The sequence below is a fragment of the Ditibartonella apis genome, assembly GCF_001952075.1.
Taxonomy (GTDB): domain Bacteria; phylum Pseudomonadota; class Alphaproteobacteria; order Rhizobiales; family Rhizobiaceae; genus Bartonella; species Bartonella apis.
On record NZ_LXYU01000002.1, the window covers coordinates 121,376 to 145,974 of the forward strand.

The following is a 24,599-nucleotide window of genomic DNA, read 5'->3' on the forward strand; positions in this document are numbered from 1 at the left end:
TTGGAAATTCATTTAAAAACGGTCAAGGCATTTACCCTTATTATGCTTAAATATCTCGCTTGGGCATTTAGAAAAGGTCAAACTGGTCTTTATTCTTTAAAGTTTTCCCCTGCTTTTCAACCTGCTGTTTTCGAACTTTATCAGTTTGCGTACCGCGTTTGTTTTTTTGCTCTTCGTTAACGACCAAACGGTCTTTCACGTCTTTGCCAAAATAGGCAGCATTATTGATTTTATCGGATACGGGGTAAACATAAAGGTGTTCGGCTGGCGTATTTTTTAGAATATCCATAACATCAGCGGGTCGAAAATTCCGGCAATCGAGCCATCTATCAACATCTTCCCGCCGGACAATGACAGGCATACGATGGTGGATTTCTGCAAGTGGCGATTTTGCTTCTGTTGTCAAAATAGCAGCGGTATCAATCTGCGAGCCTTCGCGACCATTCCAGGTTTCCATAAGGCCGGCAAAACCGATGATAGAATGATCATCAAATGAAGCGTGATAGGGTTGTGACCTACCGAGAGACTGTTTTTTCCATTCATAGAAACCTGTCGCCGGAATAATGACACGGTGATGGCGAAGCGCATTCGTAAACGACTTTTTCAGCGCCACTGTTTCGGAACGTATATTGAATGTTAGCGGCCATTGATCAGGATTTTTCGTCCAGCCCGGAATAAACCCCCAGCGTACCAGCAAGGCATCATGTTTGGGTTTGTTCGACAAAGTATCGCGATAGGCTTCAGGCGCCTTGATTACCAAAATCGGTTGCGTCGGCGCAATATTATAGCGTTTCGGGAAATCTTCTTCTATCCAAGCATCAAAAGCATTGGCAACCTTGTTTTTCGATGCATCAAGCTCATACCGCCCACACATAGCTACCCTTCTTAATTCATCAGTTTAAAGTTGTTGCGATCAAAAACCGGCTTTTCCAAACGGAAAATGGCAATTGCTGTTGCCTGAACGTTCTTACCATCACCGAAAAATATGTGTCGTAACAACAAAAGACCAATCTTTCTTCGCTGGATAAGTCAGGAAATGTATTACCACCATAGCCGGTTCAGCCACCAAAAACAAAATATATGCTGAAGGACTTGATCGACGAAAACTCCGGCATTTCAAAATTTCCGGTTACGTTTTGGCATTGCTTATAAGCTTTGAAAAGACCTATAGAAATATCCTTATCACGATAGCTTTTTGTCTGAATAACAAAATGAGTCCGATAACATGCACAAGTATTTGAAAACGCTCGTCATTATGGCTTTTCTTTTGACTTCGATACCAGCCGGTGCCGAGCAGGTACCCCAATATGATGCGAAAATGTTGCGGCTTGCCGAAATACTCGGTTCACTTCATTACTTGCGCAATCTATGCGGTCAAAAAACGCCTTTATGGCGTGACAAGATGGAAGAGCTGATCAAAGCCGAAAATCCCGCGCCAACGCGTCGTGCCCGCCTCTATGCAGCTTTTAACGATGCCTATCGTGCTTTTTCAGATAATTATCATACATGCACAAAAGCAGCCGTTGATGCTGACCGCCGTTATATCAAGGAAGGAACAGCCCTTTCACATGAACTTTTGAACCGTTACGGCAATTAACCTTTTTTGACTATTAAGACTGACAGCGAACAAAATTATGATAATGTGGCGTCCTGAACAGCACAGATAAAACGAGTTCATTGATGAGCCAATCGAATACTGATCTTTCGGCCATTATTGCTGAAGAACAAAAACATGTAGCCCATGAATTTCAATCGGAAGCGTGGGTCGGCGGTATTTCCAATGGTATTGAACCTGAAATCCTCGCCGAAGCTGCTTTTGATACCGCGCTTAAATATTTGTTAAAAGCGCGTAACGAAAAACAGGTGCTCGATTTTTTATCCCATATGCGCGACAAAGTGGTAATGGGTGAACTTAGCGATCATAAAACGATTCAATAAAGGATTTTATTTCATTGAAATCATTTGTTTTTTGCTTGCTCTTGGGGGCTTTGTCACTTTATTCACCTGTTGCCAATTCTGTCAACGTCGCATCAACGGATTTAACTGATGACACTTTAAAAGTGCACACCGACGTACCGAAAGTCGATGACGCTGCTAACCCTATTCCATTACCGGAAGCAAAGAAAAGCAAAAGTGCAAACAGCAATGATACCCCGCCAAAGGTGGAATACGACATTGAAAAACTGCCCGCGCCAGTAAAACTGATGCGACAAAAAATTATTGATGCGGCAAAAAGTGGTGACGTCAACAATCTGAAACCATTGTTGGGCACAAGTAGTGACCCGACGCAACTTTCCGTTTCAGATAATGTCAAAGATCCGATCGATTATATCAAAAAGCTTTCCGGCGATGGTGATGGCCTTGAAACCATGGCTATCATGATTGACCTTCTCAATTCCGGTTATGTGCATCTTGACGAGGAAGACGACGAGGAAATTTACGTCTGGCCCTATTTCGTTGCCATGCCAATTGATAAGCTTACAAAGCCCCAGCTTGTCGAGTTGTTCCAGATTATGACGGCCGGTGACCTTGAAGAAATGAAAGAAATCGGCACATATTCTTTTTTCAGAATTGGCATTACGCCCGACGGCAAATGGCGGTTTTTCATCACCGGTGACTAATCGTTTTCGTCAATTACTTGAGCAGTGATTATTTTAAGACGGCGCGCTTCAATTTCACAAAACTCACCGTTCCATTCATTAGTGATCATTGCTTTTAAGATTTCCGATTGATTGTCTTTAAAAGTTCAGGAAGATCGGAGAGCTTTTCGACCTTGAAATAGCGGCCATTGTCATCCGGTTCATCTGCCATTTCATGAACCCAGGTAATATCGTAAGGTATGTAGACTGCAAATGCGCCTGCTTCGAGAGCGGGCAGAACATCCGATTTCAACGAATTACCGACCATTGCAAATTCGTTCTTATTCACTCTGTTGCGTTTTAACAGTTCTTCATAAACGGTTTTGTCTTTATAGCTGACAATTTCAATCGCATCAAAATAGCTTTTTAATCCCGATTTTTCGAGCTTACGGCCTTGTTCGACGAGGTCGCCTTTGCTTATCAGTAGAAGACGGTAATTTTTATGAAGAGCTTCAAGCACTTCAACGACGCCGCCGATCAAATTTACCGGTTTATCCATCAAGGATTGGCCAAGCGAAATTATCTCTTTCATCTTTGAAGACGGGATAGCCTCGTTATAAACGTGGCTTGCTGTTTCGATCATTGAAAGTGTGAATGACTTGAAACCGTAACCATAAAGACCAAGGTTACGCGCAATTGTCAAAAAAAGTGTGCTTTCAATTATTTCTTTATCGGCACAACTCCCAAGAAGCTGAACAAAATATTGTTCAGCCTCCCGAAATGTTTTCTCGTTATGCCAAAGCGTATCATCGGCATCAAGACCGACAGTTTTGATGCTCATTTTGACGCATCAATTTGTGTGATGTAGGCATTCCAGAAATTCGATCGGCTCGCCGGTCGATGGTGTAACGATTTCACCCTGCCACATAACAGTTTTCCCGCGAATGATCGTGCCAACCGGCCACCCCTTGACCTTCTTGCCGTCATAAGGTGTCCAACCGGCCTTGGAACCGATTTGTTCGTTGCGGATAATTTCTTCACGCTTCAAATCGACAATTGTCAGATCGGCATCATATCCGGCCGCAATGCGCCCCTTCCGGCTGATACCGAAAACACGATTGGGACCATGAGAAGTAAGATCGACAAAGCGTTCCAGCGAAAGCCTGCCAGCGTTGACATGGTCAAGCATAATGGCTGCTGTGGTCTGCACACCGGTCATACCGGAAGGAGAAGCCGGATAAGTTTTCAGTTTTTCTTCCAATGTGTGTGGTGCATGGTCGGAACCGAGAACGTCAATAATGCCTTGTCTGACGCCATACCATATACCGGCACGATGGCGGCTTTCACGGATTGGCGGGTTCATCTGGATGAGTGTACCAAGGCGGGCATAATCATCAGCTGTCAAAGTCAGGTGATGTTGCGTTGCTTCAAGAGTGGCAACATCCTTATGGTCTTTGAGAAACTCGATTTCCTCGGCTGTCGAAACATGAAGAACGTGAATGCGTGCACCGGTTTTATGTGCAATTTTCACGAGCCTTTTTGTGCAACGGAGTGCTGCTTCCACGTCACGCCAGACCGGATGTGATGTTGGATCACCTTCGACACGCAAATGTTTGCGCTCATTTAGCCGTGCTTCATCTTCCGAGTGGAATGCCGCCCGACGGCGGGTGTGTTCCAGAATTTCTGTAACGCCTTCGTCATCCGCAACAAGCAGATTACCCGTTGATGACCCCATGAATACTTTGATACCGGCAGCACCTGGTAAACGTTCAAGTTCGCCCACATCGCGGGCATTTTCATGTGTTCCACCGACCCAGAAAGCAAAGTCGCAATGCATCCGGTGGTAGCCGCGTTTCACTTTGTCGGCAAGGGCTGCCTCGCTTGTTGTCAATGGATTGGTATTCGGCATTTCAAAAACCGAGGTTACGCCGCCCAATACAGCAGAACGCGAACCGGTTTCAAGATCTTCTTTATATTCGCCACCTGGTTCACGAAAATGCACCTGACTATCAATTATACCGGGCAGAATATGAAGTCCCTTGCAGTCAACCGTTTCACCAGCCGAACAAGCTGATAGATCGCCTATTTCAGCGATGCGTCCATTAACAATGCCAATGTCCCTTTGACCGATACCGTCATGATTGACAACTGTTCCACCTTTAAAAATCTTATCAAATGTTCTCGACATTACTTTTGCTCCTTGCAGCCCATAACTATACCGATTACGTAAATGCGAGAAGAAAGGCAAGGAAAATGGTCGAAAATCACTGCTCGCTCACCCTCGAAAACCGCCGTGTATTGACGATTACAGGCGAAGATAGAACGCATTTTCTGGAACGGTTGATCACCACCGATGTTGAAAAAATAGGTGCCGGAGAAATGGTGGCCGGTGCGCTGCTGTCGCCGCAAGGGAAGGTGATTTTCGACTTTCTGATCGGTCGTATTGACGACAGTTTCGTCATTGATATTTCGGCCGACCTTGCCGACAGTTTCAAAAAACGTCTAAACCTTTATCGTTTGCGGTCGAAAGTCGAAATTAGTGAGTCTCCTGAATCGGTTATAGGGATTTCTTGGCAAAATGATTCACTTACTTCAGAAAGTGATTCAAGTTTTGCCGATAAACGTTTTCCAGCAGAAGAAAAAGTCACCCGCTTTTACGGGAAAAACATAACCGCCCTCCCCTTTTTGCAAAGCTCGTCCGATCAGTGGGATCTTCTGCGCATAAAATATGGAATTGCCGAAAGTGGAAAAGATTTCAAAATTGGCGAGGTGTTCCCGCACGATATCAATTTTGATCAAACCGGTGCCATTTCCTATAAAAAAGGCTGTTATATCGGTCAGGAAGTGGTTTCCCGTATGCACCATAGAGGCACAATTCGCCGCAGGATGTTGGTCGTCGAAGGTGAAGACAATCTCCCTGCCACAGGCTCTATTGAATGTGAGGGAAAAACAATTGGCAATCTTGGTACAGTCATCGGCAAACACGCCTCGGCAATTGTGCGGATTGACAAGGTAAAGGCCGGCATTGACAAAAACGTTCCTTTTTTCGTGGAAAATGTGCCGGTCACTCTGACAATTGCACCCAATATGAATTACGGTTTTCCGGAAGATGTGTCGGAAGGTGAATAAATGGCTGACGCCGAAATAACAAGGACAGGAGAAGCACGTGCATGGCAACGTATGTTGTCGGGACGCAGGCTTGACCTCATAAATCCCTCTCCTCTTGATGTCGAAATTACCGACATTGCTCACGGTCTTGCGCGTGTCGCCCGTTGGAACGGACAAACAAAAGGTGAATATGCCTATTCGGTTGCCCAACATTCTTTGCTGGTCGAGAAACTGTACCGTCGCTTATTTCCCGATGCCGCGGCTGATGAAAAGCAACTCGCACTCCTCCACGACGCCCCCGAATACGTCATTGGCGATATGATTTCTCCTTTTAAAGCGGTTATGGGTGGCAGCTATGAGGTAATTGAAAAAAGGCTCGAAGATGCTATCCGCATCCGCTTCGGCCTTCCGACCGAACTTCGGGCAAAAATCGTCAAACAATTAAAACAAGCCGATCGAATAGCAGCCTATTTTGAAGCAAGCACTCTTGCCGGATTCAGCAAGGAAGAAGCAATCCGGTATTTCGGCGAGCCGGAAACGATAAAACCGCAAGGACTTGATCTTGTCGCGCGACCTACACCCCAAATTGAAGGCTCGTTTTTAGCCCGTTTCAATGCTATTGAAAAAGAAAGAGCCCAGTGATGGCATATCTTGTTGTTTCCCCGCTTTCGAAACTCGCAGAGACTGCAATACGCTACCAACCACGCGAACTCATCACTTTGATGAACAAGGGCACGCCTATGGAACGCCCTGCTATGATTGCAGAAAATCGCCATTATTTTCTTGAATTCAATGACATTAACGAGCCTCAGGAAGGGCTTATTGCCCCGAGTGAAACCGAAATTTATAAACTTCTTGAAATCGCAAAAAACTGGAACCGTTCCTATCCGCTCCTTATAAACTGCTATATGGGGATTTCACGGTCAACTGCAGCAGCTTTTGTCATTGCCTGCGCTCTTGAACAGAAAAAAACTGAAGCCGCAATTGCCCGACTTTTGAGAAAAAATTCGCCAACCGCCACACCTAACAAATTAATGGTCGAGCTTGCCGACAAAATCCTTGATCGTGGCGGGCGTATGAGTTCTGCTATTTTCGATATCGGCCGTGGTGCCGAAGCATTTGAAGGAACGCCTTTCATCCTACCCGTCGAGGCTTAATCGCTCCGGATGGGCAATATATCCTTCAAAATTAGCTTTTTTCACGCTTACTGTTATCAATAGAAAAGTAAATTATTCGTCGGGCTTTGAATAAGTCTCGTTTTCCCCGGGAAATGAACGTGTTTTCACGTCGTTTGCATAATGGTTGATAGCTTCAGCCATTTGCTCTTCGAGATTGGAATAACGGCGAACAAACTTCGGAACAATTTCGCCAAAGCCAAGCATGTCTTCCGTCACAAGAAGTTGCCCGTCACATTGGTTGGAAGCCCCTATTCCAATCGTCGGGATAAACAGATCACGTGTGATTTTTGCCGCCAGAGGTTCGACAACACCTTCAACAACAATAGCAAAAGCACCGGCTTCGGCGATGGCTGATGCGTCACTTTCAATACGTGGCCAGTCACTTTGATGACAGCCTTGAATTTTAAATCCGCCGAGATTTCTCACCGATTGTTCCATCAAGCCGACATGCCCCATAACAGGGATTCCGCGACGTGACAAAAAGCGCACCGTCTTTGCCATTTCGGCGCCGCCCTCAATTTTGACTGCACCACAACCGGTCTCGGCGAGGATGCGAGAAGCATTTGAAAAAGCGTGCTCGGGACTTTTTTCGTAAGAACCAAACGGCATATCAACGACCACAAGAGCATGCTTCGAACCACGCATCACTGCTTGTCCGTGGAGGATCATCATATCGACAGTGACTGGCAAAGTTGTTTCAAAACCATAAAACACTGTCCCCACGCTATCACCCACAAGCAGAAAATCACAACAGGGGTCGGCAATGCGTGCGCCAAATGAGGAATAGGCAGTTAATGAAACAATTGGTTCGCCACCTTTTTTCGCCCTGATTTCCGGTACTGTTACGCGCGTTTCCTTATTGTAGCTGCTCACTCTTCGTCACCCTTTTTGAATAGACTATCGGTGTATAAATCTGACAGAAGCAAAAGACTTGGTCAACGAGGCGATAACAGACTTTTCAATCCGATCTTCCTTGTTTTTCCGCGTCGGGGCGATAAAAATTGAAATTTAAAAACTAACGATTGTTCACGGTGGCGATTGACTGAAATTGTATGATGAACGTCTTTATTTTTTGCTCTACTGAAGCTCTCCTGCCTTTTAAACGACATTCATTATTTCAAAAACATTTGATGCGCACCCGTCCGTCTGAAGGTGTTTCAATTTACTGTTTTGAAAGGTAAGACTGACCGTTTCTTCTATTTGCTGTAAAAATCGGCAGCACGTGCCAGAAAGAAATGCTAACGTCTCTGACGCAACCGCATCACACCAGCCCGTTCTAATCCTTCTGACACAAGGCAATAAATTTTGGCTGGTAAATTTGGATATTTTTTTTCACGATTATTTTTATACTGCAATAATAAAAATGACGGTATGTCAGGCAACATACCAGTTTTTCTAAATCATTGCGGCGGGAAAAAACCAAAACATCTGCAACTATTGCGTTTGTCCACCCTTGGGTTCTTAAAAGTACCGTGCAAGAACAAAATTGAAAACAGTATTTTCAAAAAAGATACGCAATTTAAAAAACGATTGCATAAGCTCTATAGACATCGCTCGTGACGAGCCGGTTCGAAGACGCAAGAATTGTACTCATACCCTGCGGATGGCTTTTCTCCAAGAGATCTCGGCTGTCCGGCCATTACGATATGAAATCAATCAAACAACGGTTTAATTGCCGATTTTTGTCCTGGAATCAAGCTCCAGCCGAGACAAAGCGCTACCAATGGCCTTCGAGCGACCCCACTGCTAGCGCTTTTCGATGGTCTTAAAATTTGCCGAAATGGTTCTGACATGAACAATTACGGAATCTATTTCGTAGGAACAACGCCGTAGCCGGCAACCATTGCTTCTGCAATCTTGACTTCCATTGCGTTTGTCGCACCGCTTACACCAACAGCCCCCACAACAACATCGTTATTCGTAACAGGTACTCCACCGCCGAGTGGAACCATATGAGGTGTATTTGCAATAGCCGGTTCATCTCCATTGACGCGTTGCATATTGACTGATGTTTTCACTCTGAAAAGTGCCGCCGATTTTGCCTTTGCTATCGCAGCATCAACACAACCATAAGGTGCACGATCCATGCGGTCGAATGTAATGAGGCTACCACTCGGATCAACAACAGCCATACAGACATTAACTTTCAATGTATCAGCCGACGTATGCCCTTTGGCAATCAGGCTGCGCGCATCGTCAAGAGAGAGCATGGATGTCGTATACTCGGCTATTGCGGCTGAAGAAAAGATAGATGCTACAAATGCCAAACAGATTAATTTTCTCGACGTTTTTTTCATTGGTTTATCCATTAGAGTGATGTTCATTGTTCATAATGATAATCGGAAAGCAGTTTCTTGCAACAGAAAGCTCGGAAAACGCTACAACTATCATTCAAAATTTCGGATTATTTATGATGTTTTTATCAAATTCGAAAAGTGAATTTGTCAGTATTTTTAACTTAAAAATAGCCATATTTAATGTAAGTATGGATATTTTAAAAAACATTAACTATAATTATTTTAATTTAATTTTAAATTATATGTCTTTTTTATATTTATTAATTTCATTGATTTATATTAATGATTATTTTAGTTATATTTAAATTATTCAAATTAGATAAGATATTATTTTTATAATTAATATTATTAAATTAAAAAATTACCAGAAACAAAAATAACAACAAATTGAAAAACTATTCCCGCCAATTGGAAAAGACGAGCCTACAAACGTTCGGTTTCCATCTTTTTTGAGTCGCTCAGGATTGGACAGGCATTGGTCAGACAAATTTTCTCTACCCGAATTTTTGGCATTCTCGCTTTCGTTCCAATATTTCATACAAAATGAGGATGGCAATCAATACAAGACTATTATAGCCCGTGTTGAGTTCCGCGTGATCAAACGGTCTATGAACACTTGAAAGTGTACAGATTTATCTTTCAACCTTTATGAAAAAAGCGGGAAAGAGATTCGACAAAACTGGCCCGAACTTCCGGTGGTTCAATTCCGCGGGCATTCCAGACATTACGGGTTAAAAAATATCCGGTTAAAAGAAAGCCTTGTTTGATATCTTCAAAATTTTCTGGTCGCTCGGAACTTTTTAACAAAAATTCCGGAAGCGGCAATAATTTGTCTTTCCATGGTTCTCCTGCCTCGGCACAAATGGCCCGTGCCGATTTCGGAGAGACATATTTGAGGTTGTCGCGTTTTCCGGTTGCGCCACATTTTGACAGATCAAGGCCGAAGCCCACAGCCTCCAACAATTTTATTTCGAATCTCACCATCAATTCGCCGGTAATAAGCTCGTCGTCGATATTGTTGATCAGAAGCTCTAATATATCATAAAGTGCGGGATAAGGGTCGCGTTCAGGAAGAAGTCTGATATGAGCTGCCGCCAATTGCAACGCATAAAGTGCATGCGGTTCCAACATCATACGGGAAGCATTGAAATCAACCGGCTCGATTTTAAATATACCAAGATGTTCATCGAGCCTTGCCCACCAGTCGGCAATGACTTTGTTTCCAGGCTGAAGGACAGCACTCATCTTGCGGGATCTTCCACCTTTGACCAATCCCATATGACGACCGTGCGAACGGGTCATCACTTCAACTATGGCGCTCGTTTCACCATGTTGTCTGGTACCAAGAATAAACGCCTGTTCTTTCCATTCCATCGTTAATTAGAATAGTCCAATCCCATTTCGCGATAGCGTTCCGGATCATCGCTCCAATGGTCGCGTACTTTGACAAATAAAAAAAGATGAACCTTTTGTTCGAGGATTTCCATCAGCTCTTTTCGTGCCGCCTGTCCTATCGCTTTGATCGTTTCGCCTTTTGTGCCCAGAACAATCTTTTTCTGCCCCTCGCGTTCAACATAGATGACCTGGTTGATTTTTACAGAGCCATCGGGCCTTTCTTCCCAGCTTTCGGTTTCTACCGTGGAAGCATAGGGCAATTCGTTATGCAGTCGCATATAAAGTTTTTCGCGGGTAATTTCTGCTGCCAATTGACGCATCGGCATATCCGATATCTGATCTTCCGGATAGTACCATGGGCCCTCGGGTAGCTTTTTAGCCAGATAATCAAGAAGGTCATCGCAACCGGTGCCCTTCAATGCGGAAATCATGAACGTTTCGGAAAATTGCTGGCCTTCATTCAACTTCTTCGCAAGTTCGAGAAGTGAAGGACGCGGCACAGAATCCACTTTGTTGATAACCAGTATCTTTTCCTGTTTTACCTTGGAAAGAGACGCAAAAACTTCTTCGGTTTCTTCATCCGGTCCCTTTGCCGCATCCACAAGGACAAGGACCATATCGGCATCTTTCGCACCACTCCATGCGGTTGTGACCATTGCCCGATCAAGTCGCCTTTTAGGGGTAAAAATACCTGGTGTATCGACAAGCACAATCTGGGTATTGTTGTGAGTGATGATACCACGAATAAGTGCGCGTGTTGTTTGCACTTTATGGGTAACAATGGAAACTTTTGTCCCCACCAGCCGGTTGACAAGAGTGGATTTGCCGACATTCGGTGCACCGATCAAGGCAACAAAACCGGAATGTGTTTTATTATCATTATTCATTATTCTGGCTTTCGGTGTCTTTCCATACGCCTTCGCGCACAAGGAGTTTTTCTGCTGCATGGCGCTCCGCCTCGCGCTTGGAACGGCCACGCCCCGTTTCCGGTGCAAATCCCGAGACACGCACTTCTATATCAAAAATCGGGTCATGGTCAGGCCCGTGGCGTTTTACAACGCGATATTGCGGTTGGGCGCCATTTTGCGTGTGCGCCCATTCCTGCAATTCTGTTTTTGCGTCTCTTCGCGCTGCTCCCGATTGTCTGGCACGCTCTTCCCAATACCGTCGGATAAACGGACGGACTGCATCCAGTCCACCATCAAGATACATTGCTGCGATAAGCGCTTCGACAACATCGGCATGCATATTTGCCAAACGCCGTTCGTCAAGATTTTTCATTTCCGCACCGACATAAACAATATCGGGCAAGCCGATTTCCTGTGCAATTTCTGCACAAGTTGCGGCATTGACCAAACCGTTCAATCTCACAGAAAGCTCGCCTTCGCTCGCGCGGGGATAAAAACCGAAAAGCATTTCGGAGACGAGAAGCCCCAATACTCTATCGCCCAAAAACTCCAACCGTTCATAATTGCCATGTGTCTGATCCTGAACACTCGAATGGGTCAGTGCGCGTCTTAAACGCTCTTCGTTCAGAAACTTGTGGCCCGTCGATTTTTCCAGTTTTTCGACTTTTTGTTGGTTCATCTTCATACCTATTTATCAGGTGGAAAATATTTGATCGTATTTGCAGACGAAAACAATCTGTTCCACCGTATATCTACTGGCCAACGCCAGATTTTCCATGCGCTCGCGCCATTTCCTATCGAAAAGAAAATAAGATTGGCACGGCCTACAAGATTTTCGTAAGGGACATAGCCGACATTCATTCTGCTATCATCCGAACGATCGCGGTTATCGCCCATCATAAAGTAATAACCTTCAGGCACTTCGAAAACTTTAGTGTCATCAAGTTCGGGATAAAATTCCATATCAAGCGTATTATAAGTCACGCCGTTCGGCATGGTTTCACGATAGACATCGACAGGTCTTTGAACCTCGGTAACGTCTGCATCGGTAATCTGTCCGACGAGCTTTCGCGGTACAGCTTCATCATTAATGTAAAGCGTGCCGTCACGAACCTGTATCCTATCACCGGGAAGGCCGACGAGCCGCTTGATATAATAGTCGTTTATTCTGTTTGGCGGGCGGAACACAATGATATCGCCCCGCTTGGGCTCGCTTCCGAAAATACGTCCGGAAAAAAGATCGGGCGAAAACGGTATGGAGTAGCGCGAATAGCCATAGGCATATTTGGAAACAAAAAGATAATCGCCGACCAGCAATGTTGGCCGCATGGAGCCGGAAGGTATTGTGAAGGGCTGAAAAAGAATTGTCTGGAACAGCACTGCAATAATGAGCGCCTGTATGACAATAGAGATAAATTCACCAACACCCCCGCTCTTCGGGGATTTGGGGGAAACAGTAGTATTTTCCATTTCATTCATTTCCGTTTTGCCATTTCAGTTTTGCATTTGTCACAAAGCACGCTCTATTGTTAATGAATTCAACTATCGGTATAAGCTTCAGGCTGTTTCACCAAGAGGAACCGCTTCGATAATAACGAATGCTTGAGCCCAAGGAAAATCATCAGTAATCGTCAAATGTATAACAGCTTTGTGTCCTTGAGGTGTTAATCGTTCAAGAAATTGTTTTGCATTGTTGGTGAGTTCCATTGTGGGTTTTCCACCCGCCAAATTGACGACCCCCATATCCTTCCACCAAACACCACGCGAGACACCGGTACCAAGCGCTTTGGCGCAAGCCTCTTTTGCAGCAAACCTTTTTGCATAGGAAGCAACGCGATTTTTTCTCCCTTCCGATTTTTTTTGTTCTATAGGGGTAAAAATACGACCAATAAAACGCTCGCCGTGGCGCTCGAGTACTTTTTCAACCCTCCGAATATCGATCATATCGTTGCCGATGCCAATAATCACTTTCAAGCGCCTTGTTCCTGGTCTTTTTTCAAACGCATGCGAACCTTTTCTGCCATTTTTTCCTGCCTGTGTTTTTGAAAGCGGGCTGTCGCCCGATAAGCACAAATATAGGCGAAACTTCCCAAAAACAATCCGAGGATCAAACCACCAAAAAGAATGGGTTTCATCACTGTATCCCACGCTTCAAGCAGAATCCCCCAAGCTTGTGAAGCCGAAAGGCCTTCAAACATTGCCCTTATTTCGGAAAGTGGTATTGCATCGACATTACCGAAAAGAGAAAAACAGAAATGTCCGAGCTTGTAATCAAGCATAACAATCGGCAAGAATGTCAACGGGTTGGAAAGCATGGTACCAAGAATTGCTGCTGCAACATTGCCACGCAGAAGCCATGTCACGATGCCTGCCAGAACAATATGAAAACCGAACAGTGGCGAACTTGCCGCAAGAACCCCGATGGCAAGCCCCAATGCCACCTGATGAGGTGTTGCAGAGATGCGTAACAGGCGTTTTCCATAATATTTCAAAGAACGCGAAAACGACCGCCGTGGCCACAACCACAAGCGTATCCGTTCCAAGAAAGTTACAGGTTTCCGTCGGCGAAAAAGCATTTTGTCTTCATAAACGCCCGAACACAACGAGACAATCTTTAATATTCAAATTACGATCCTAACCTGAAAAATTCGCTTCTATCCGACAACACAATCACTTTACCTTAAAGATTTTTAGCTTGCTGGCTATTATTTTCAAAGTTAAAAAATTGTTTCCCACTGGAGTGAGGAAGCCATGAGCATAACGAACAACGATGCGAATCGACAAGCGGAAACTACTTTTATTTCCATAATCTTCGCTGTGAGTTGTGGACATTTTCTCAACGATGTCATGCAGTCGATGCTTCCGGCAATCTACCCGATCTTGCGCGAAAACTATGGCCTGACCTTTCTCCAGATCGGAATTATCACCGCCGTTTATCAAATGACCGGTTCGGTTTTGCAACCGGTCATCGGCTTTTATACCGATAAAAAGCCAAGTCCCTATTCTTTGCCATTTGCTTCGGCGTCGACCATGGTCGGCCTTCTTCTGCTTGCCAATGCACATCATTATTACATATTGTTGATCGGATCAGCCTTTGTCGGGCTCGGTTCTTCAATCTTCCATCCGGAAGCATCAAGGGTTGCACGCCTTGCTTCAGGCGGAAAATATGGTGTGGCGCAATCGATATTCCAGGTCGGCGGTAATTGCGGCGCGGCCATTGGACCGGTCATTGCCGCAGTTTTTATAAGCCAGCAACAACGGATTGGCTGGCTATCAATTCTGGCGTTTTTTGGCATTATTATTCTGACCTTTGTCAGTCATTGGTATGCCAATAATCTCAAAAGACGTTTGACGAAAAAAACATCTGCGAACACGCATCACCTTCCAAAAGCCCAAGTGCGCAATGCCTTGTTTGTTCTTGTCGGCCTGATGTTTGCCAAATATATCTACATGGCCAGTATGCAGAACTATTATATGTTCTACACAATGGAAAAATTCGGCGTCAGCCTTCATCAAGCCCAGCTTTTGCTGTTCCTCTATCTTGGAGGAATTGCCGTTGGCACCATTTTCGGTGGTCCGATAGGCGACCGTATCGGTGCCAGAACCGTCATCTGGGTATCAATTCTGGGTGTCTTTCCTTTTACGGTCATTCTGCCCTATGTCAGCTTGCCTCTTACTGCAATTCTCACAGTCATCATCGGCATGATATTGGCTTCCGCATTTCCGGCAATCGTTGTTTTTGCTCAAGAACTGATGCCAGGAAAAGTTGGGACTGTTGCAGGGCTTTTTTTCGGATTATCATTCGGCATAGGAGCACTCTCGTCAGCCGGACTTGGCCGGATAATGGACCTTGTCGGTTCGCAGACCATGTTTGAAATCTGCTCCTATATGCCGGCACTTGGTCTTATAGCGGTATTTTTGCCAAAATTGCGCACCGGTCACGCTTGAACCGGACTTTAAATTTTCAAATCAGAAATCGGAAAAGAGTTTCTGGTTGACAGGCAAGTGAGATCACACGGCAGCACTGAATTGTGCGATGTTCTGTTGTCTATAGGCATCGAACAGACTCGCAACTGCGCGCACAAAAGGCCGTCCTTCCATGGTCATCTCAATAATACCATCATGTTCGATGGCAAGACCGTCAGCAATAATCGGCTTGAGATGCTCAAGAGCACTTTGAAATTTTGCTTTCCCTCCGAACTTCGAAAGATCCAGTTTGAAGTTACACATAAGTTCGGCAATCATACTGGCGCGAAGCCGGTCATCATCATTGGTTGCAATACCGCGCACAGTTGCCATTTTATTTGCGTCAATTGTGCGGCGATATTCGGCAATACCGGCAACGGTTTGGGCAAAGCCGTCATGGAATTCGGATATCGAAGAACAGCCAAAGCCGATTAGAACCGGACAATCATCATCGGTATAGCCCTGAAAATTCCGATGCAGATGATTTTCCTTTGTGGCAATTGCCAAATGGTCGTCAGGAAGCGCAAAATGATCAATTCCGATCGGTATATACCCCATATCAACCAGATTTTTTTCAACGGCCTCCGCTTGATAGAAACGTTCAAGTGGCCCAGGCAGCAATGCCGCATCAATCAACCGCTGGTTGGCACGTCTTTTCGGCAAATGTGCATAGCCATAACAGGCAATACGATTGGGATGATATTCGCCGATAGTGCGACACGTATCATCGAGAGTCTCGATCGTTTGAAGCGGAAGACCATAAATCAGATCGAAATTGATATGTTCGAGCCCTGCCTCACGCAGATAATCTACAGATCTTTTAACGACGGCTGCAGGCTGGATACGGCCAATTGCCTTCTGAACCTGAGGATTGACATCCTGAACGCCGAGGCTTGTACGATTAACACCTATTTCCAGCAAAGTCTTGACCAGATCATGCGTGACAGTGCGGGGATCAAGCTCTATCGCGTGTTCTGCTTTTTTATCGAATACGAAGAACTCGTGCAGCGTTTCCATAATGGAAAGAAACGATTGGCGTGGCAGTATAGAAGGCGTACCACCGCCCCAATGAAGATGCACAACCCGAGGTTTTCCTTTTAAATGCTGTGCTTGAAGTCTGATATCCTTAATGACACTTTCGGCATAGCCGACAATTGCGTCATCCTTCTTCGTGGCTTTTGCGTGGCAACCGCAATAATAGCAAAGCTGCCGGCAATATGGAACATGGATATAAAGTGACACCGCTTGATCAGGCTTGATCTTGCCAAGCCAATCTGCTCGCTGTTCATCGGTAACAGCAACAAAATCTGCCGCTGTCGGATATGACGTATAACGGGGGACTGCCAATGTCGCGTAATGCAACAATGTTTCCGTTTTCATCTTATATCCTTCCATGTTTTGTGCGGAATTTAAAATTCTACATTTTTAAACACATAGTCACCGGTGGGCCATTATGCAACCTCGCAGGTAATCGCGGCCACCTGCTTCAACAGTGATTTATCGACAACTTCCACTTGATTGACCGAAACAAGCTTGATGACACCTTGCACTTTAAGTTTGGAAAAACAACGACTTACCGTTTCTATTGTCAAACCGAGATGATCGGCAATGTCGGTTCTATTCATCGGTAACGCAAGAGGTGATGCCCGTAACCGGTTATTCTCCATGCGATCAATCAAATCATAGAGGAAGCGTGCCAATTTTTCGACCGGTGATAACCTGCTCAATATAAGCTGGTTTTCATAGGAGCGTTGCAGCGCATTTTTTGCCATATCAAGAACACGATCACGAACTTCGGAATGTTCAGAAAAATAGTCTTCAATCATATCCCGATCAAAAGCACAGGCAACAACAGGCGTAATCGCTTCAGCCGTTAGAATATGCGCACCGGCTTCCACAAACCCCAAAAAATCACCGGCAAATGCAAATCCGGTGATACACCGGCGACCATCATTGAGAGTTTTCACAAGTCTCACAGCGCCGGATACAATCGTATAAATTTTTTCGCGCTTTCTCCCCTCATGAAAAAGTGTTGCACCAGACGAAAAAATTTCCCGAGTTTTAAGATGGTCTAATTCGGCCAGATCTTCATCGTGCAGCGGAGCACACATGGCCAAATCGTGCACCATACACATTTGGCACCGTTCGGTATCCTTTATATTAGCAGAGCAATCAGGACAAAATTTGTCAGTCTTTAAGGTCAAATCTTCTTCCATGAATGATAGTGTTGAATTTTCCCGCTTTGTTCAACTGCAATATTTGAAATAAGGCGCAAGTGTAAGAAGGCAACTATATATTTCTGCTGCCCGGCTTGACCGCAGGAATCTTTGCCAACTCTGGCGGAATCTGATCGGCCGGGTAAGAGGGAACAGCATATTCGGCAAGTGGAACGAGAGGCACACCGACATCAACTTTTCCCGCTGAACGATCAACGATACAGGCGGCGGCCACTATATTGGCACCTGCTTCTTTCATTGCATCGATGGTTTCCCGTATGGAAAGGCCTGTTGTCACAATATCCTCAACAATCACGACCCGCGAGCCCTTAGGAATATCGAACCGGCGCAGCCTGAATTTTCCGTTTTCACGCTCGACCCAGATAGATGGCACGCCAAGATGACGGGATGTTTCATATGAAGGGATAAGCCCACCAATCGCAGGCCCCACAACATAATCTATTTTACCTTTAACATTTTCGCGTATTTTGTCGGCAAGAGCGCGACACAATTTTTCGGTCATATCGGCATGCATAAAGACCTTTGCCTTCTGCATATAGATTCCGCTATGGCGACCGGAAGTCAGAATAAAATGGCCTTCCAGTATTGCACCCGCTTTTTTAAAGATATCCAGCACATCTTGCGTATTCATAAATAAACCTCAGTCATTCAAGCGGAAGAGCCCGCCATACATAATCAAGTCGGTTCAATTCCGACAATTTCTATTCACCCGAACCATCCGCCCGAAAGCGGATCAATCAACCATTCACACGTTCGGCTGTACTTACCGACGCTGTCTCTTTTAGTTGAGTGAGAATTCTGTTCAAGTGTTTTAAATCCCAAACTTCAAGATCGATAATCATTTCTGTAAAATCAGGAGCGGTCCTGACCATCGACAGATTTTGAATATTGGCATCATTGCTTGCGATAGCCTGTGAAACCTCCGCCAATGACCCGGGTGAATTGATAGCAAGAACAGTAATGCGGGCCGGAAAACGTTCTGTCATTGCCGCATCAATATCCCAGCGCACATCAATCCAGCGCTCCGGTTGGTCATCAAAAGCTTTCAAAGCCGGTGACTGTATAGGATAAATGACAATACCGGCTCCTGGTTGCATAATACCGACAATTCTGTCACCGGGAACTGCCCCTTCCGGAGCAAAACGTACCGGAACATCGCCATGTGTACCACGAATTGGTAAAGCATGATCTTCCTGATAGGGGCCAACGGGCTTCGATTTATCACCTTCCGGCACTTTAAACAGCATGCCTTGAGCGCTCTGTATATTGAACCACCCTTCCTCATGAGGACCGATTGAGGATTTTTGTTGCGCGCGATTGTCCTGATAATCGGGGTAGACGGCTTTAACGACATCCGAAGAAGGCAGTTCACCACGCCCGACGGCAGCTAGAACATCGTCCACATCAAGACGAGCCAAACGGGGAAGTACTTTTTTAAGTTCGTCTTTGGAAAATTGTTTTCCTGCCCTCTCGAAGGTGCGTTCCAATATACGTGTTCCCAATCCCGAATATTGTTTTCGCACGGCTACCCGCGTTGCCCTTCTGATTGCAGCGCGTGCCTTACCTGTGACAACAAGCGATTCCCAAGCAGCCGGTGGTACTTGGGCTTTAGAACGGATTATTTCGACTTCATCACCATTTGTGAGCGTTGTCATAAGCGGCATGATGCGTCCATTGATTTTTACGCCGACGCAGGAATCGCCAACATCTGTATGGACAGCATAAGCAAAATCAATCGGCGTTGCGCCTTTAGGCAAAGCAATGAGGCGTCCCTTTGGCGTAAAGCAGAAAACCTGATCCTGAAACAATTCCAGTTTCGTATGTTCCAGAAACTCTTCCGGATTATCCCCTTCGGATAATGACTGTATCGTTTGTCGCAACCATGCATAGGCATTGGTTTCGTTTTCGAGTTTGCTTGGAGAATTATTGGAACCGCGATCTTTGTAAATCGAATGAGCAGCAACACCATATTCGGCTACTTCGTCCATCTCCCGTGTTCTGATTTGTAATTCGACACGCTGTCTTGATGGCCCGACAATGGTAGTATGGATCGAACGATAATCGTTCTGTTTGGGAATTGAGATATAGTCTTTGAACCTTCCTGGTACCATCGGCCAGGTTGTATGGATAATGCCCAAAGCACGGTAACAATCGGCAACGCTGTCAACTATGACGCGGAAACCATAAATATCCGATAGTTGCTCGAACGACAGCGCTTTGGTTTCCATCTTTCGAAAAACCGAATAAGGTTTTTTCTGCCTGCTTTTGACATAGGCTTTTATTCCATGTTCGGCAAAAAGCTTGGTCAAATCTTTCTCAATCGTCGACAACAGGTCGCGATTGCGTTCGGAAAGATCGGCCAGTCGATCGGTAACTGCACGATAAGCTTCGGGGTTAAGATAAAAAAAGGCGCGATCCTCAAGCTCTTCGCGCATATCCTGCATACCCATGCGGCCGGCAAGCGGAGCATAAATATCCATTGTTTCTTCGGCAATACGACGGCGCTTTTCCTCGCGCATAACACCAAGCGTGCGCATATTGTGCAGCCGGTCGGCAAGCTTGACCAAAAGAACGCGGACATCTTCCGATATAGCGATGAGGAGCTTCCTCAAGTTTTCCGCTTGTATGGCCTTTTTGGAAACTAGATCAAGCTTCTTTAGTTTCGTCAGCCCTTCGACCAGTTTACCTATTTCAGGGCCAAAAAGCTGGTCGATTTCCGCGCGCGTTGCTGTGGTATCTTCAATCGTATCATGAAGGAGAGCAACAGCAATGGTTGCTTCATCAAGGTGCATATCTGTGAGGATTGCAGCCACTTCCAAAGGGTGGGAAAAATACGGGTCGCCAGTAGCACGCTTTTGCGAACCATGCTTCTGCATGGCATAAACATAAGCTTTGTTGAGCAATGCCTCATTGCAGTCAGGCTTGTAACGTTGGACACGCTCGACAAGCTCGTACTGGCGCATCATTTAGGCATACTCCCTTTTAGTCAAACAGTATGCTTATCATGTAACCGAAAAAAACGATACAACAAGCAAAATCACAAAAAATATGCGCTACCTCATCAGCAGCGCATAAAAAGAATCAGAAAGCTGATTATTCAATCAATAATCGTCATTTTTTTCCGGCGCTACCAAGCCTTCAATACCGGCAAGAAGTTCATCTTCCGACATGTGGTCGAATGAAACTTTTTCATCCGGTTTCTTGGTCTCGGAACCGAATACGTCGTCGGTTTCATCACTGTGACCGATGAGAGCAGGTTCCGGCTCGGGTTCGTCAACTTCAACATGCTTTTGCAATGAATGGATCAGATCTTCCTTGAGATCTGCCGGTGACAATGTCTCGTCAGCAATTTCGCGCAGAGCCACAACCGGATTCTTGTCATTGTCTCGATCAATTGTGATTTCAGCGCCTTGCGATATCTGGCGCGCCCGATGAGCTGCCAGAAGCACCAGTTCAAAGCGGTTATCAACCTTATCAATACAATCTTCAACCGTAACGCGGGCCATAGATGCCCCTTTCCTCAGAGTTCGTAAATTGATGGATTTGCATTTGGCATATACAATTTGAAATGAAAAAACAAGAAAAACCGCATGTGATTGATAATTTTTCCATATTCCTATCTTGGCAAGAGCCGTAAGAGCTGACATATCTAACGGTAATAATTTGTAAATTAAGCCTTTATGGTAAAATGGATATAAGACGATGTTTGACCCGAGAGAAAAAATAGCCCTTTTTATAGACGGCGCAAACCTTTACGCAACGTCCAAAACACTGGGTTTTGATATTGATTACCGGAAACTTTTAAAGGCATTCCAGAAGCGCGGATATCTACTTAGAGCTTATTACTATACAGCTCTGATCGAGGATCAGGAATATTCGTCAATCCGCCCCTTGATCGACTGGCTGGATTATAACGGCTACCGTGTTATCACCAAGAATGCGCGGGAATTTACCGATCCCGCCGGGCGACGCAAGGTCAAGGGGAATATGGATATCGAACTTGCCGTCGATGCGATGGAGTTATCAGACACAGTCGACCATTTTGTGATATTTTCCGGCGATGGCGATTTTCGGTCACTTGTTGAAGCGCTCCAAAGACGCGGCCGCAAGGTAAGTGTTGTCTCGACGCTGACAACCCAGCCGGCTATGATATCTGACGAATTGAGACGACAAGCCGATCATTTCATTGACCTTACAACCTTGAAACCGGAAATTGGACGCGCGCCGTCGGATAAACCGCAAAAAGAATACCCTGTCGGTAGTGACGATGACAATGGTGACGACGAATTTTACTGATGCTCCAGCATTCCAATAAAGCGTTTCTTGAACCATGCCCCGAGCCGCCGCAAAATTGTAGCTTATGCCCAAGACTTCATGATTTTCGCGAAGAATGGCGCAAGAAAGAGCCGCTTTGGCATAACGGACCAGTCAAACCGTTTTTTCCGATTGGCGGTGCCAATGCAACGCGCCTTCTCGTTGTCGGTTTGGCACCCGGTTTAAGGGGGGCAAACCGCACAGGTCGTCCCTTTACCGGCGACTATGCCGGCGATCTTTTATATTCGACCTTGAAGAAATATGGATTCGCCCGCGGTGTGTTCGAGGCTAGGCCGGACGACAGCCTTGAACTCATTGACGCGACAATCGTTAATGCTGTGCGCTGTGTTCCGCCTGAAAACAAGCCGATTGGTGCGGAAATCAACCAATGCCGTCAATTTTTTGCCCCGCTTCTTGAAAATTTGCCAAAACTGCAAGCGGTTGTCACGTTGGGATCAATTGCCCACCAATCAACCGTTCGTGCTCTCGGCGCAAAACTGGCATTGCATCCCTTTGGACACGGAAAAGTCACAGATATCGGGCGGTTACGTATTTTCCCGAGCTATCACTGTTCACGCTACAACACCAATACCGGGCGGCTCACCGAACTGATGTTCCATGAAATTTTTTCGGCAGTTTCCGATTATCTTGGTAACCATTGACCTCTTAGTCCGGCGGCCTATTTTCGGGTTTTCTTACGTTCAGAATATTTTTAAGACTGTGTCAGTCCGGCAACCCGAACTCGTAATCTGATTGAAAAGAACAGTTTAATAAATCAAGGTTTGAAACACCTGCTTCAAGCCGCCTCTTTTCTCCCACAAACTTTGGTTGACATGCGTCCGGACCAATCAGAAAACTTTTCTATCAAAGAGGAGTCCGATATCATCGGCTTGTTCTGCTTTTTTCCTTTTTTAAGTCTCTGACCGCTATAGTGCTGGCAATATTTTCTACGTTTAGCCCCATATGCTTTTCGCGGAATTTTTGGAAAAAGCATAGCCCTCCACACATTCCCCAAAAAATGAATTTCATCAAGTTGGGCGGGGCAAACGTTAACCACGTTCGCGCATCAGACGCGATTTTTCGCGGTTCCAGTCACGTTTCTTTTCGGTTTCGCGTTTATCATGAATCTTTTTCCCCCGAGCAAGCGCTATTTCAAGCTTCACCCTTCCCCGTTCATTAAAATAAAGCTTTAACGGAACAATGGTCATGCCTTCACGCGCGACAGCATTTGCCCAACGTGACATTTCATGCTTGGATACCAGAAGCTTGCGCAAGCGACGCGGGTCATGATTAAATCTGTTTCCCTGTTTATATTCCGGTATATAGGAATTGATCAGCCAGAACTCGCCGTTTTCAAAACTCGCATAGCTTTCAGCGATATTTCCGTGATGGGCACGCAGCGATTTAACCTCGGTGCCCTGCAAAACCACTCCGGCCTCCAATGTATCAAGAATTTCGTAATTGAAACGCGCTTTGCGGTTATCTGCGACAACCTTGTAGGCCGAAGAATTGTTCTTTTTATTCATAAAGTACCAGATAGACGGCTATTAATCGTTGACAAGGCCTGCATGTTTCAATGCAGCATCAATAATGTGTTTTGTTCCATCTTCAATAGGAACAATCGGCGAGCGCACAACGCTGGTGCAAATACCGAGTTTTTCGGCTGCATATTTTACACCGGCAGGGCTTGGTTCAAGAAACAACGCGCGGTTAAGCGGCATCAACCTGTCATTCAATTCCAGTGCTTTGGCAAAATTGTTTTCACGGCAAGCCTGAAAAAGTTCTGCACATTGTTTCGGGGCAATATTGGAAGTGACAGAAATGCACCCTACGCCACCTTGCGCGTTGAAGCCCAAAGCTGTGCTATCGTCGCCTGAAAGCTGGACAAAATCCTTGCCGCATTTTCTGCGTTGTTCACTCGCACGTTCAATTTTGCCTGTAGCGTCTTTGACGCCGATAATGTTTTCGAAGTCGTGGTGCAGCTTTGCCATTGTATCGGCAGTCATATCAACGACAGAACGCCCAGGTATGTTGTAAATGATCAAAGGAATCGAGATCGCTTTTGCAACCGTCGAAAAATGCTCATACATCCCTCTCTGGTTCGGCTTGTTATAATAAGGAGTGACAACAAGAACAGCATCCGCACCGGCTTTTTCTGCAAATTCGGCAAGTTCGACTGCTTCCTTTGTGCTGTTGGAACCTGCACCGGCAATAACCGGAACGCGTTTGGCAACCTGACGAACACAAAGTTCAATGACACGTTTATGTTCCTGATAGCTGAGCGTCGGCGATTCACCGGTTGTTCCAACGGGGACAAGACCGTTAATGCCCTGTTTGACCTGCCATTCGACAAGATCACATAATGTTTTCTCGGCTACATTGCCGTTTTTGTCGAAAGGTGTAATGAGTGCGGTCAGTGCTCCCTTGAGCATGGTAAACTCCCTGATTATATATTCAGTATTAAGGCAATCGCCCCTTCAATATGCCTTTAAGACCATAGTATCGCCATCCAATTGACGCAAGTCGATTTTACACTGCTCGCCCGTCTTCAGTATGAAAGGTGAATCTTTCTTTTTAAGAATGACGTATTCAACCAGGAATCGGATTGAACAAAATG

General features: G+C 45.4%; 27 protein-coding genes. 9 read left to right on the forward strand and 18 right to left on the reverse strand.

Annotation, left to right across the window (positions count from 1 at the left end; genetic code table 11):
- Window positions 1–67 precede the first annotated feature (67 nt).
- Window positions 68–874: an SOS response-associated peptidase gene (locus PEB0122_RS05020; protein WP_075870063.1), complete on the reverse strand. Its 807-nt coding sequence runs from the start codon at window positions 872–874 to the stop codon at window positions 68–70.
- A gap of 351 nt (window positions 875–1,225) precedes the next feature.
- On the opposite strand from PEB0122_RS05020, the gene PEB0122_RS05025 reads away from it, so the two are divergent.
- The 3 genes from PEB0122_RS05025 to PEB0122_RS05035 all read left to right on the forward strand — a co-directional run bounded on the left by PEB0122_RS05025 (window position 1,226) and on the right by PEB0122_RS05035 (window position 2,621).
- Window positions 1,226–1,597, forward strand: coding sequence for a TIGR02301 family protein (locus tag PEB0122_RS05025; protein WP_075870064.1), 372 nt, complete (start codon window positions 1,226–1,228; stop codon window positions 1,595–1,597).
- A gap of 83 nt (window positions 1,598–1,680) precedes the next feature.
- Window positions 1,681–1,938, forward strand: a complete 258-nt coding sequence (locus PEB0122_RS05030) for a hypothetical protein (protein ID WP_075870065.1) — start codon at window positions 1,681–1,683, stop codon at window positions 1,936–1,938.
- A 14-nt stretch (window positions 1,939–1,952) separates the two neighbouring features.
- Window positions 1,953–2,621, forward strand: a complete 669-nt coding sequence (locus PEB0122_RS05035) for a hypothetical protein (RefSeq protein ID WP_178391785.1) — start codon at window positions 1,953–1,955, stop codon at window positions 2,619–2,621.
- Window positions 2,622–2,715: 94 nt separating this feature from the next.
- Here PEB0122_RS05035 and PEB0122_RS05040 read toward each other — a convergent pair whose 3' ends face one another.
- Both PEB0122_RS05040 and PEB0122_RS05045 read right to left on the reverse strand, forming a co-directional pair.
- The gene (locus PEB0122_RS05040; protein WP_075870066.1) at window positions 2,716–3,420 is read right to left on the reverse strand and encodes an HAD family hydrolase; all 705 of its coding nucleotides are present in this window, start codon (window positions 3,418–3,420) and stop codon (window positions 2,716–2,718) included.
- Window positions 3,421–3,429: 9 nt separating this feature from the next.
- Window positions 3,430–4,767 (reverse strand): dihydroorotase, encoded by a 1,338-nt coding sequence (locus tag PEB0122_RS05045; RefSeq protein WP_075870067.1) that lies wholly within the window; start codon window positions 4,765–4,767, stop codon window positions 3,430–3,432.
- A gap of 65 nt (window positions 4,768–4,832) precedes the next feature.
- Between PEB0122_RS05045 and ygfZ the strand changes: the two genes are divergently transcribed.
- From ygfZ to PEB0122_RS05060, 3 genes are read left to right on the forward strand one after another with little or no spacing between them, the layout of a single operon-like run.
- On the forward strand, window positions 4,833–5,708 hold the full coding sequence (ygfZ, locus tag PEB0122_RS05050; RefSeq protein ID WP_075870068.1) for a CAF17-like 4Fe-4S cluster assembly/insertion protein YgfZ: 876 nt from the start codon (window positions 4,833–4,835) through the stop codon (window positions 5,706–5,708).
- Window positions 5,709–6,329, forward strand: a complete 621-nt coding sequence (locus tag PEB0122_RS05055) for an HD domain-containing protein (RefSeq protein ID WP_075870069.1) — start codon at window positions 5,709–5,711, stop codon at window positions 6,327–6,329. It begins immediately after the preceding gene.
- A complete protein-coding gene (locus PEB0122_RS05060) occupies window positions 6,329–6,844 on the forward strand; it encodes a tyrosine phosphatase family protein (RefSeq protein ID WP_075870070.1) in 516 nt (171 codons plus the stop codon). Before PEB0122_RS05055 ends, PEB0122_RS05060 begins: the two co-directional genes overlap by 1 nt.
- 72 nt (window positions 6,845–6,916) lie before the next feature.
- Here PEB0122_RS05060 and panB read toward each other — a convergent pair whose 3' ends face one another.
- From panB to PEB0122_RS05105, 8 genes are all read right to left on the reverse strand, one after another.
- Window positions 6,917–7,738, reverse strand: a complete 822-nt coding sequence (panB, locus tag PEB0122_RS05065; protein WP_075915883.1) for a 3-methyl-2-oxobutanoate hydroxymethyltransferase — start codon at window positions 7,736–7,738, stop codon at window positions 6,917–6,919.
- 935 nt (window positions 7,739–8,673) lie between these two features.
- Window positions 8,674–9,162, reverse strand: a complete 489-nt coding sequence (locus tag PEB0122_RS05070; RefSeq protein ID WP_075870399.1) for a GlcG/HbpS family heme-binding protein — start codon at window positions 9,160–9,162, stop codon at window positions 8,674–8,676.
- A 639-nt stretch (window positions 9,163–9,801) separates the two neighbouring features.
- On the reverse strand, window positions 9,802–10,536 hold the full coding sequence (gene recO, locus PEB0122_RS05080) for a DNA repair protein RecO (protein ID WP_075915887.1): 735 nt from the start codon (window positions 10,534–10,536) through the stop codon (window positions 9,802–9,804).
- Window positions 10,537–10,538: 2 nt separating this feature from the next.
- Entirely contained in the window at window positions 10,539–11,444 is a 906-nt protein-coding gene (gene era, locus PEB0122_RS05085) for a GTPase Era (protein ID WP_075915889.1), read from the reverse strand.
- The gene (gene rnc / locus PEB0122_RS05090) at window positions 11,437–12,144 is read right to left on the reverse strand and encodes a ribonuclease III (RefSeq protein WP_075870076.1); all 708 of its coding nucleotides are present in this window, start codon (window positions 12,142–12,144) and stop codon (window positions 11,437–11,439) included. Before rnc ends, era begins: the two co-directional genes overlap by 8 nt.
- Before the next feature lie 8 nt (window positions 12,145–12,152).
- A complete protein-coding gene (lepB, locus tag PEB0122_RS05095; protein ID WP_404801502.1) occupies window positions 12,153–12,935 on the reverse strand; it encodes a signal peptidase I in 783 nt (260 codons plus the stop codon).
- Window positions 12,936–13,022: 87 nt separating this feature from the next.
- Entirely contained in the window at window positions 13,023–13,433 is a 411-nt protein-coding gene (gene acpS, locus PEB0122_RS05100; protein WP_075916262.1) for a holo-ACP synthase, read from the reverse strand.
- A 2-nt stretch (window positions 13,434–13,435) separates the two neighbouring features.
- Entirely contained in the window at window positions 13,436–14,041 is a 606-nt protein-coding gene (locus PEB0122_RS05105) for a DUF2062 domain-containing protein (RefSeq protein ID WP_075916264.1), read from the reverse strand.
- A 175-nt stretch (window positions 14,042–14,216) separates the two neighbouring features.
- Here PEB0122_RS05105 and PEB0122_RS05110 point away from each other — a divergent pair, with 175 nt between their 5' ends.
- Window positions 14,217–15,413 (forward strand): MFS transporter, encoded by a 1,197-nt coding sequence (locus PEB0122_RS05110; protein ID WP_075915893.1) that lies wholly within the window; start codon window positions 14,217–14,219, stop codon window positions 15,411–15,413.
- 63 nt (window positions 15,414–15,476) lie between these two features.
- Here the strand turns inward: PEB0122_RS05110 and hemN are convergent, their stop codons facing one another.
- The 5 genes from hemN to rpoZ all read right to left on the reverse strand — a co-directional run bounded on the left by hemN (window position 15,477) and on the right by rpoZ (window position 21,174).
- Window positions 15,477–16,811, reverse strand: a complete 1,335-nt coding sequence (gene hemN / locus PEB0122_RS05115; RefSeq protein WP_075916266.1) for an oxygen-independent coproporphyrinogen III oxidase — start codon at window positions 16,809–16,811, stop codon at window positions 15,477–15,479.
- A 71-nt stretch (window positions 16,812–16,882) separates the two neighbouring features.
- A complete protein-coding gene (locus PEB0122_RS05120) occupies window positions 16,883–17,560 on the reverse strand; it encodes a helix-turn-helix domain-containing protein (protein WP_158025416.1) in 678 nt (225 codons plus the stop codon).
- Between the two features lie 160 nt (window positions 17,561–17,720).
- Complete coding sequence (gene pyrE, locus PEB0122_RS05125; protein WP_075915895.1) at window positions 17,721–18,299, reverse strand: orotate phosphoribosyltransferase; 579 nt, start codon at window positions 18,297–18,299, stop codon at window positions 17,721–17,723.
- A gap of 106 nt (window positions 18,300–18,405) precedes the next feature.
- A complete protein-coding gene (locus PEB0122_RS05130; protein ID WP_075915897.1) occupies window positions 18,406–20,634 on the reverse strand; it encodes a RelA/SpoT family protein in 2,229 nt (742 codons plus the stop codon).
- Window positions 20,635–20,769: 135 nt separating this feature from the next.
- On the reverse strand, window positions 20,770–21,174 hold the full coding sequence (gene rpoZ, locus PEB0122_RS05135; RefSeq protein ID WP_075914951.1) for a DNA-directed RNA polymerase subunit omega: 405 nt from the start codon (window positions 21,172–21,174) through the stop codon (window positions 20,770–20,772).
- 196 nt (window positions 21,175–21,370) lie between these two features.
- Between rpoZ and PEB0122_RS05140 the strand changes: the two genes are divergently transcribed.
- Window positions 21,371–21,964 (forward strand): LabA-like NYN domain-containing protein, encoded by a 594-nt coding sequence (locus PEB0122_RS05140; RefSeq protein ID WP_075870082.1) that lies wholly within the window; start codon window positions 21,371–21,373, stop codon window positions 21,962–21,964.
- On the forward strand, window positions 21,964–22,644 hold the full coding sequence (locus PEB0122_RS05145; RefSeq protein ID WP_075870083.1) for a uracil-DNA glycosylase: 681 nt from the start codon (window positions 21,964–21,966) through the stop codon (window positions 22,642–22,644). Before PEB0122_RS05140 ends, PEB0122_RS05145 begins: the two co-directional genes overlap by 1 nt.
- A 387-nt stretch (window positions 22,645–23,031) precedes the next feature.
- Here PEB0122_RS05145 and smpB read toward each other — a convergent pair whose 3' ends face one another.
- Window positions 23,032–23,508: an SsrA-binding protein SmpB gene (gene smpB, locus PEB0122_RS05155; RefSeq protein WP_075870084.1), complete on the reverse strand. Its 477-nt coding sequence runs from the start codon at window positions 23,506–23,508 to the stop codon at window positions 23,032–23,034.
- A gap of 21 nt (window positions 23,509–23,529) precedes the next feature.
- Entirely contained in the window at window positions 23,530–24,414 is an 885-nt protein-coding gene (gene dapA / locus PEB0122_RS05160; RefSeq protein WP_075915901.1) for a 4-hydroxy-tetrahydrodipicolinate synthase, read from the reverse strand.
- Window positions 24,415–24,599: the final 185 nt, after the last annotated feature.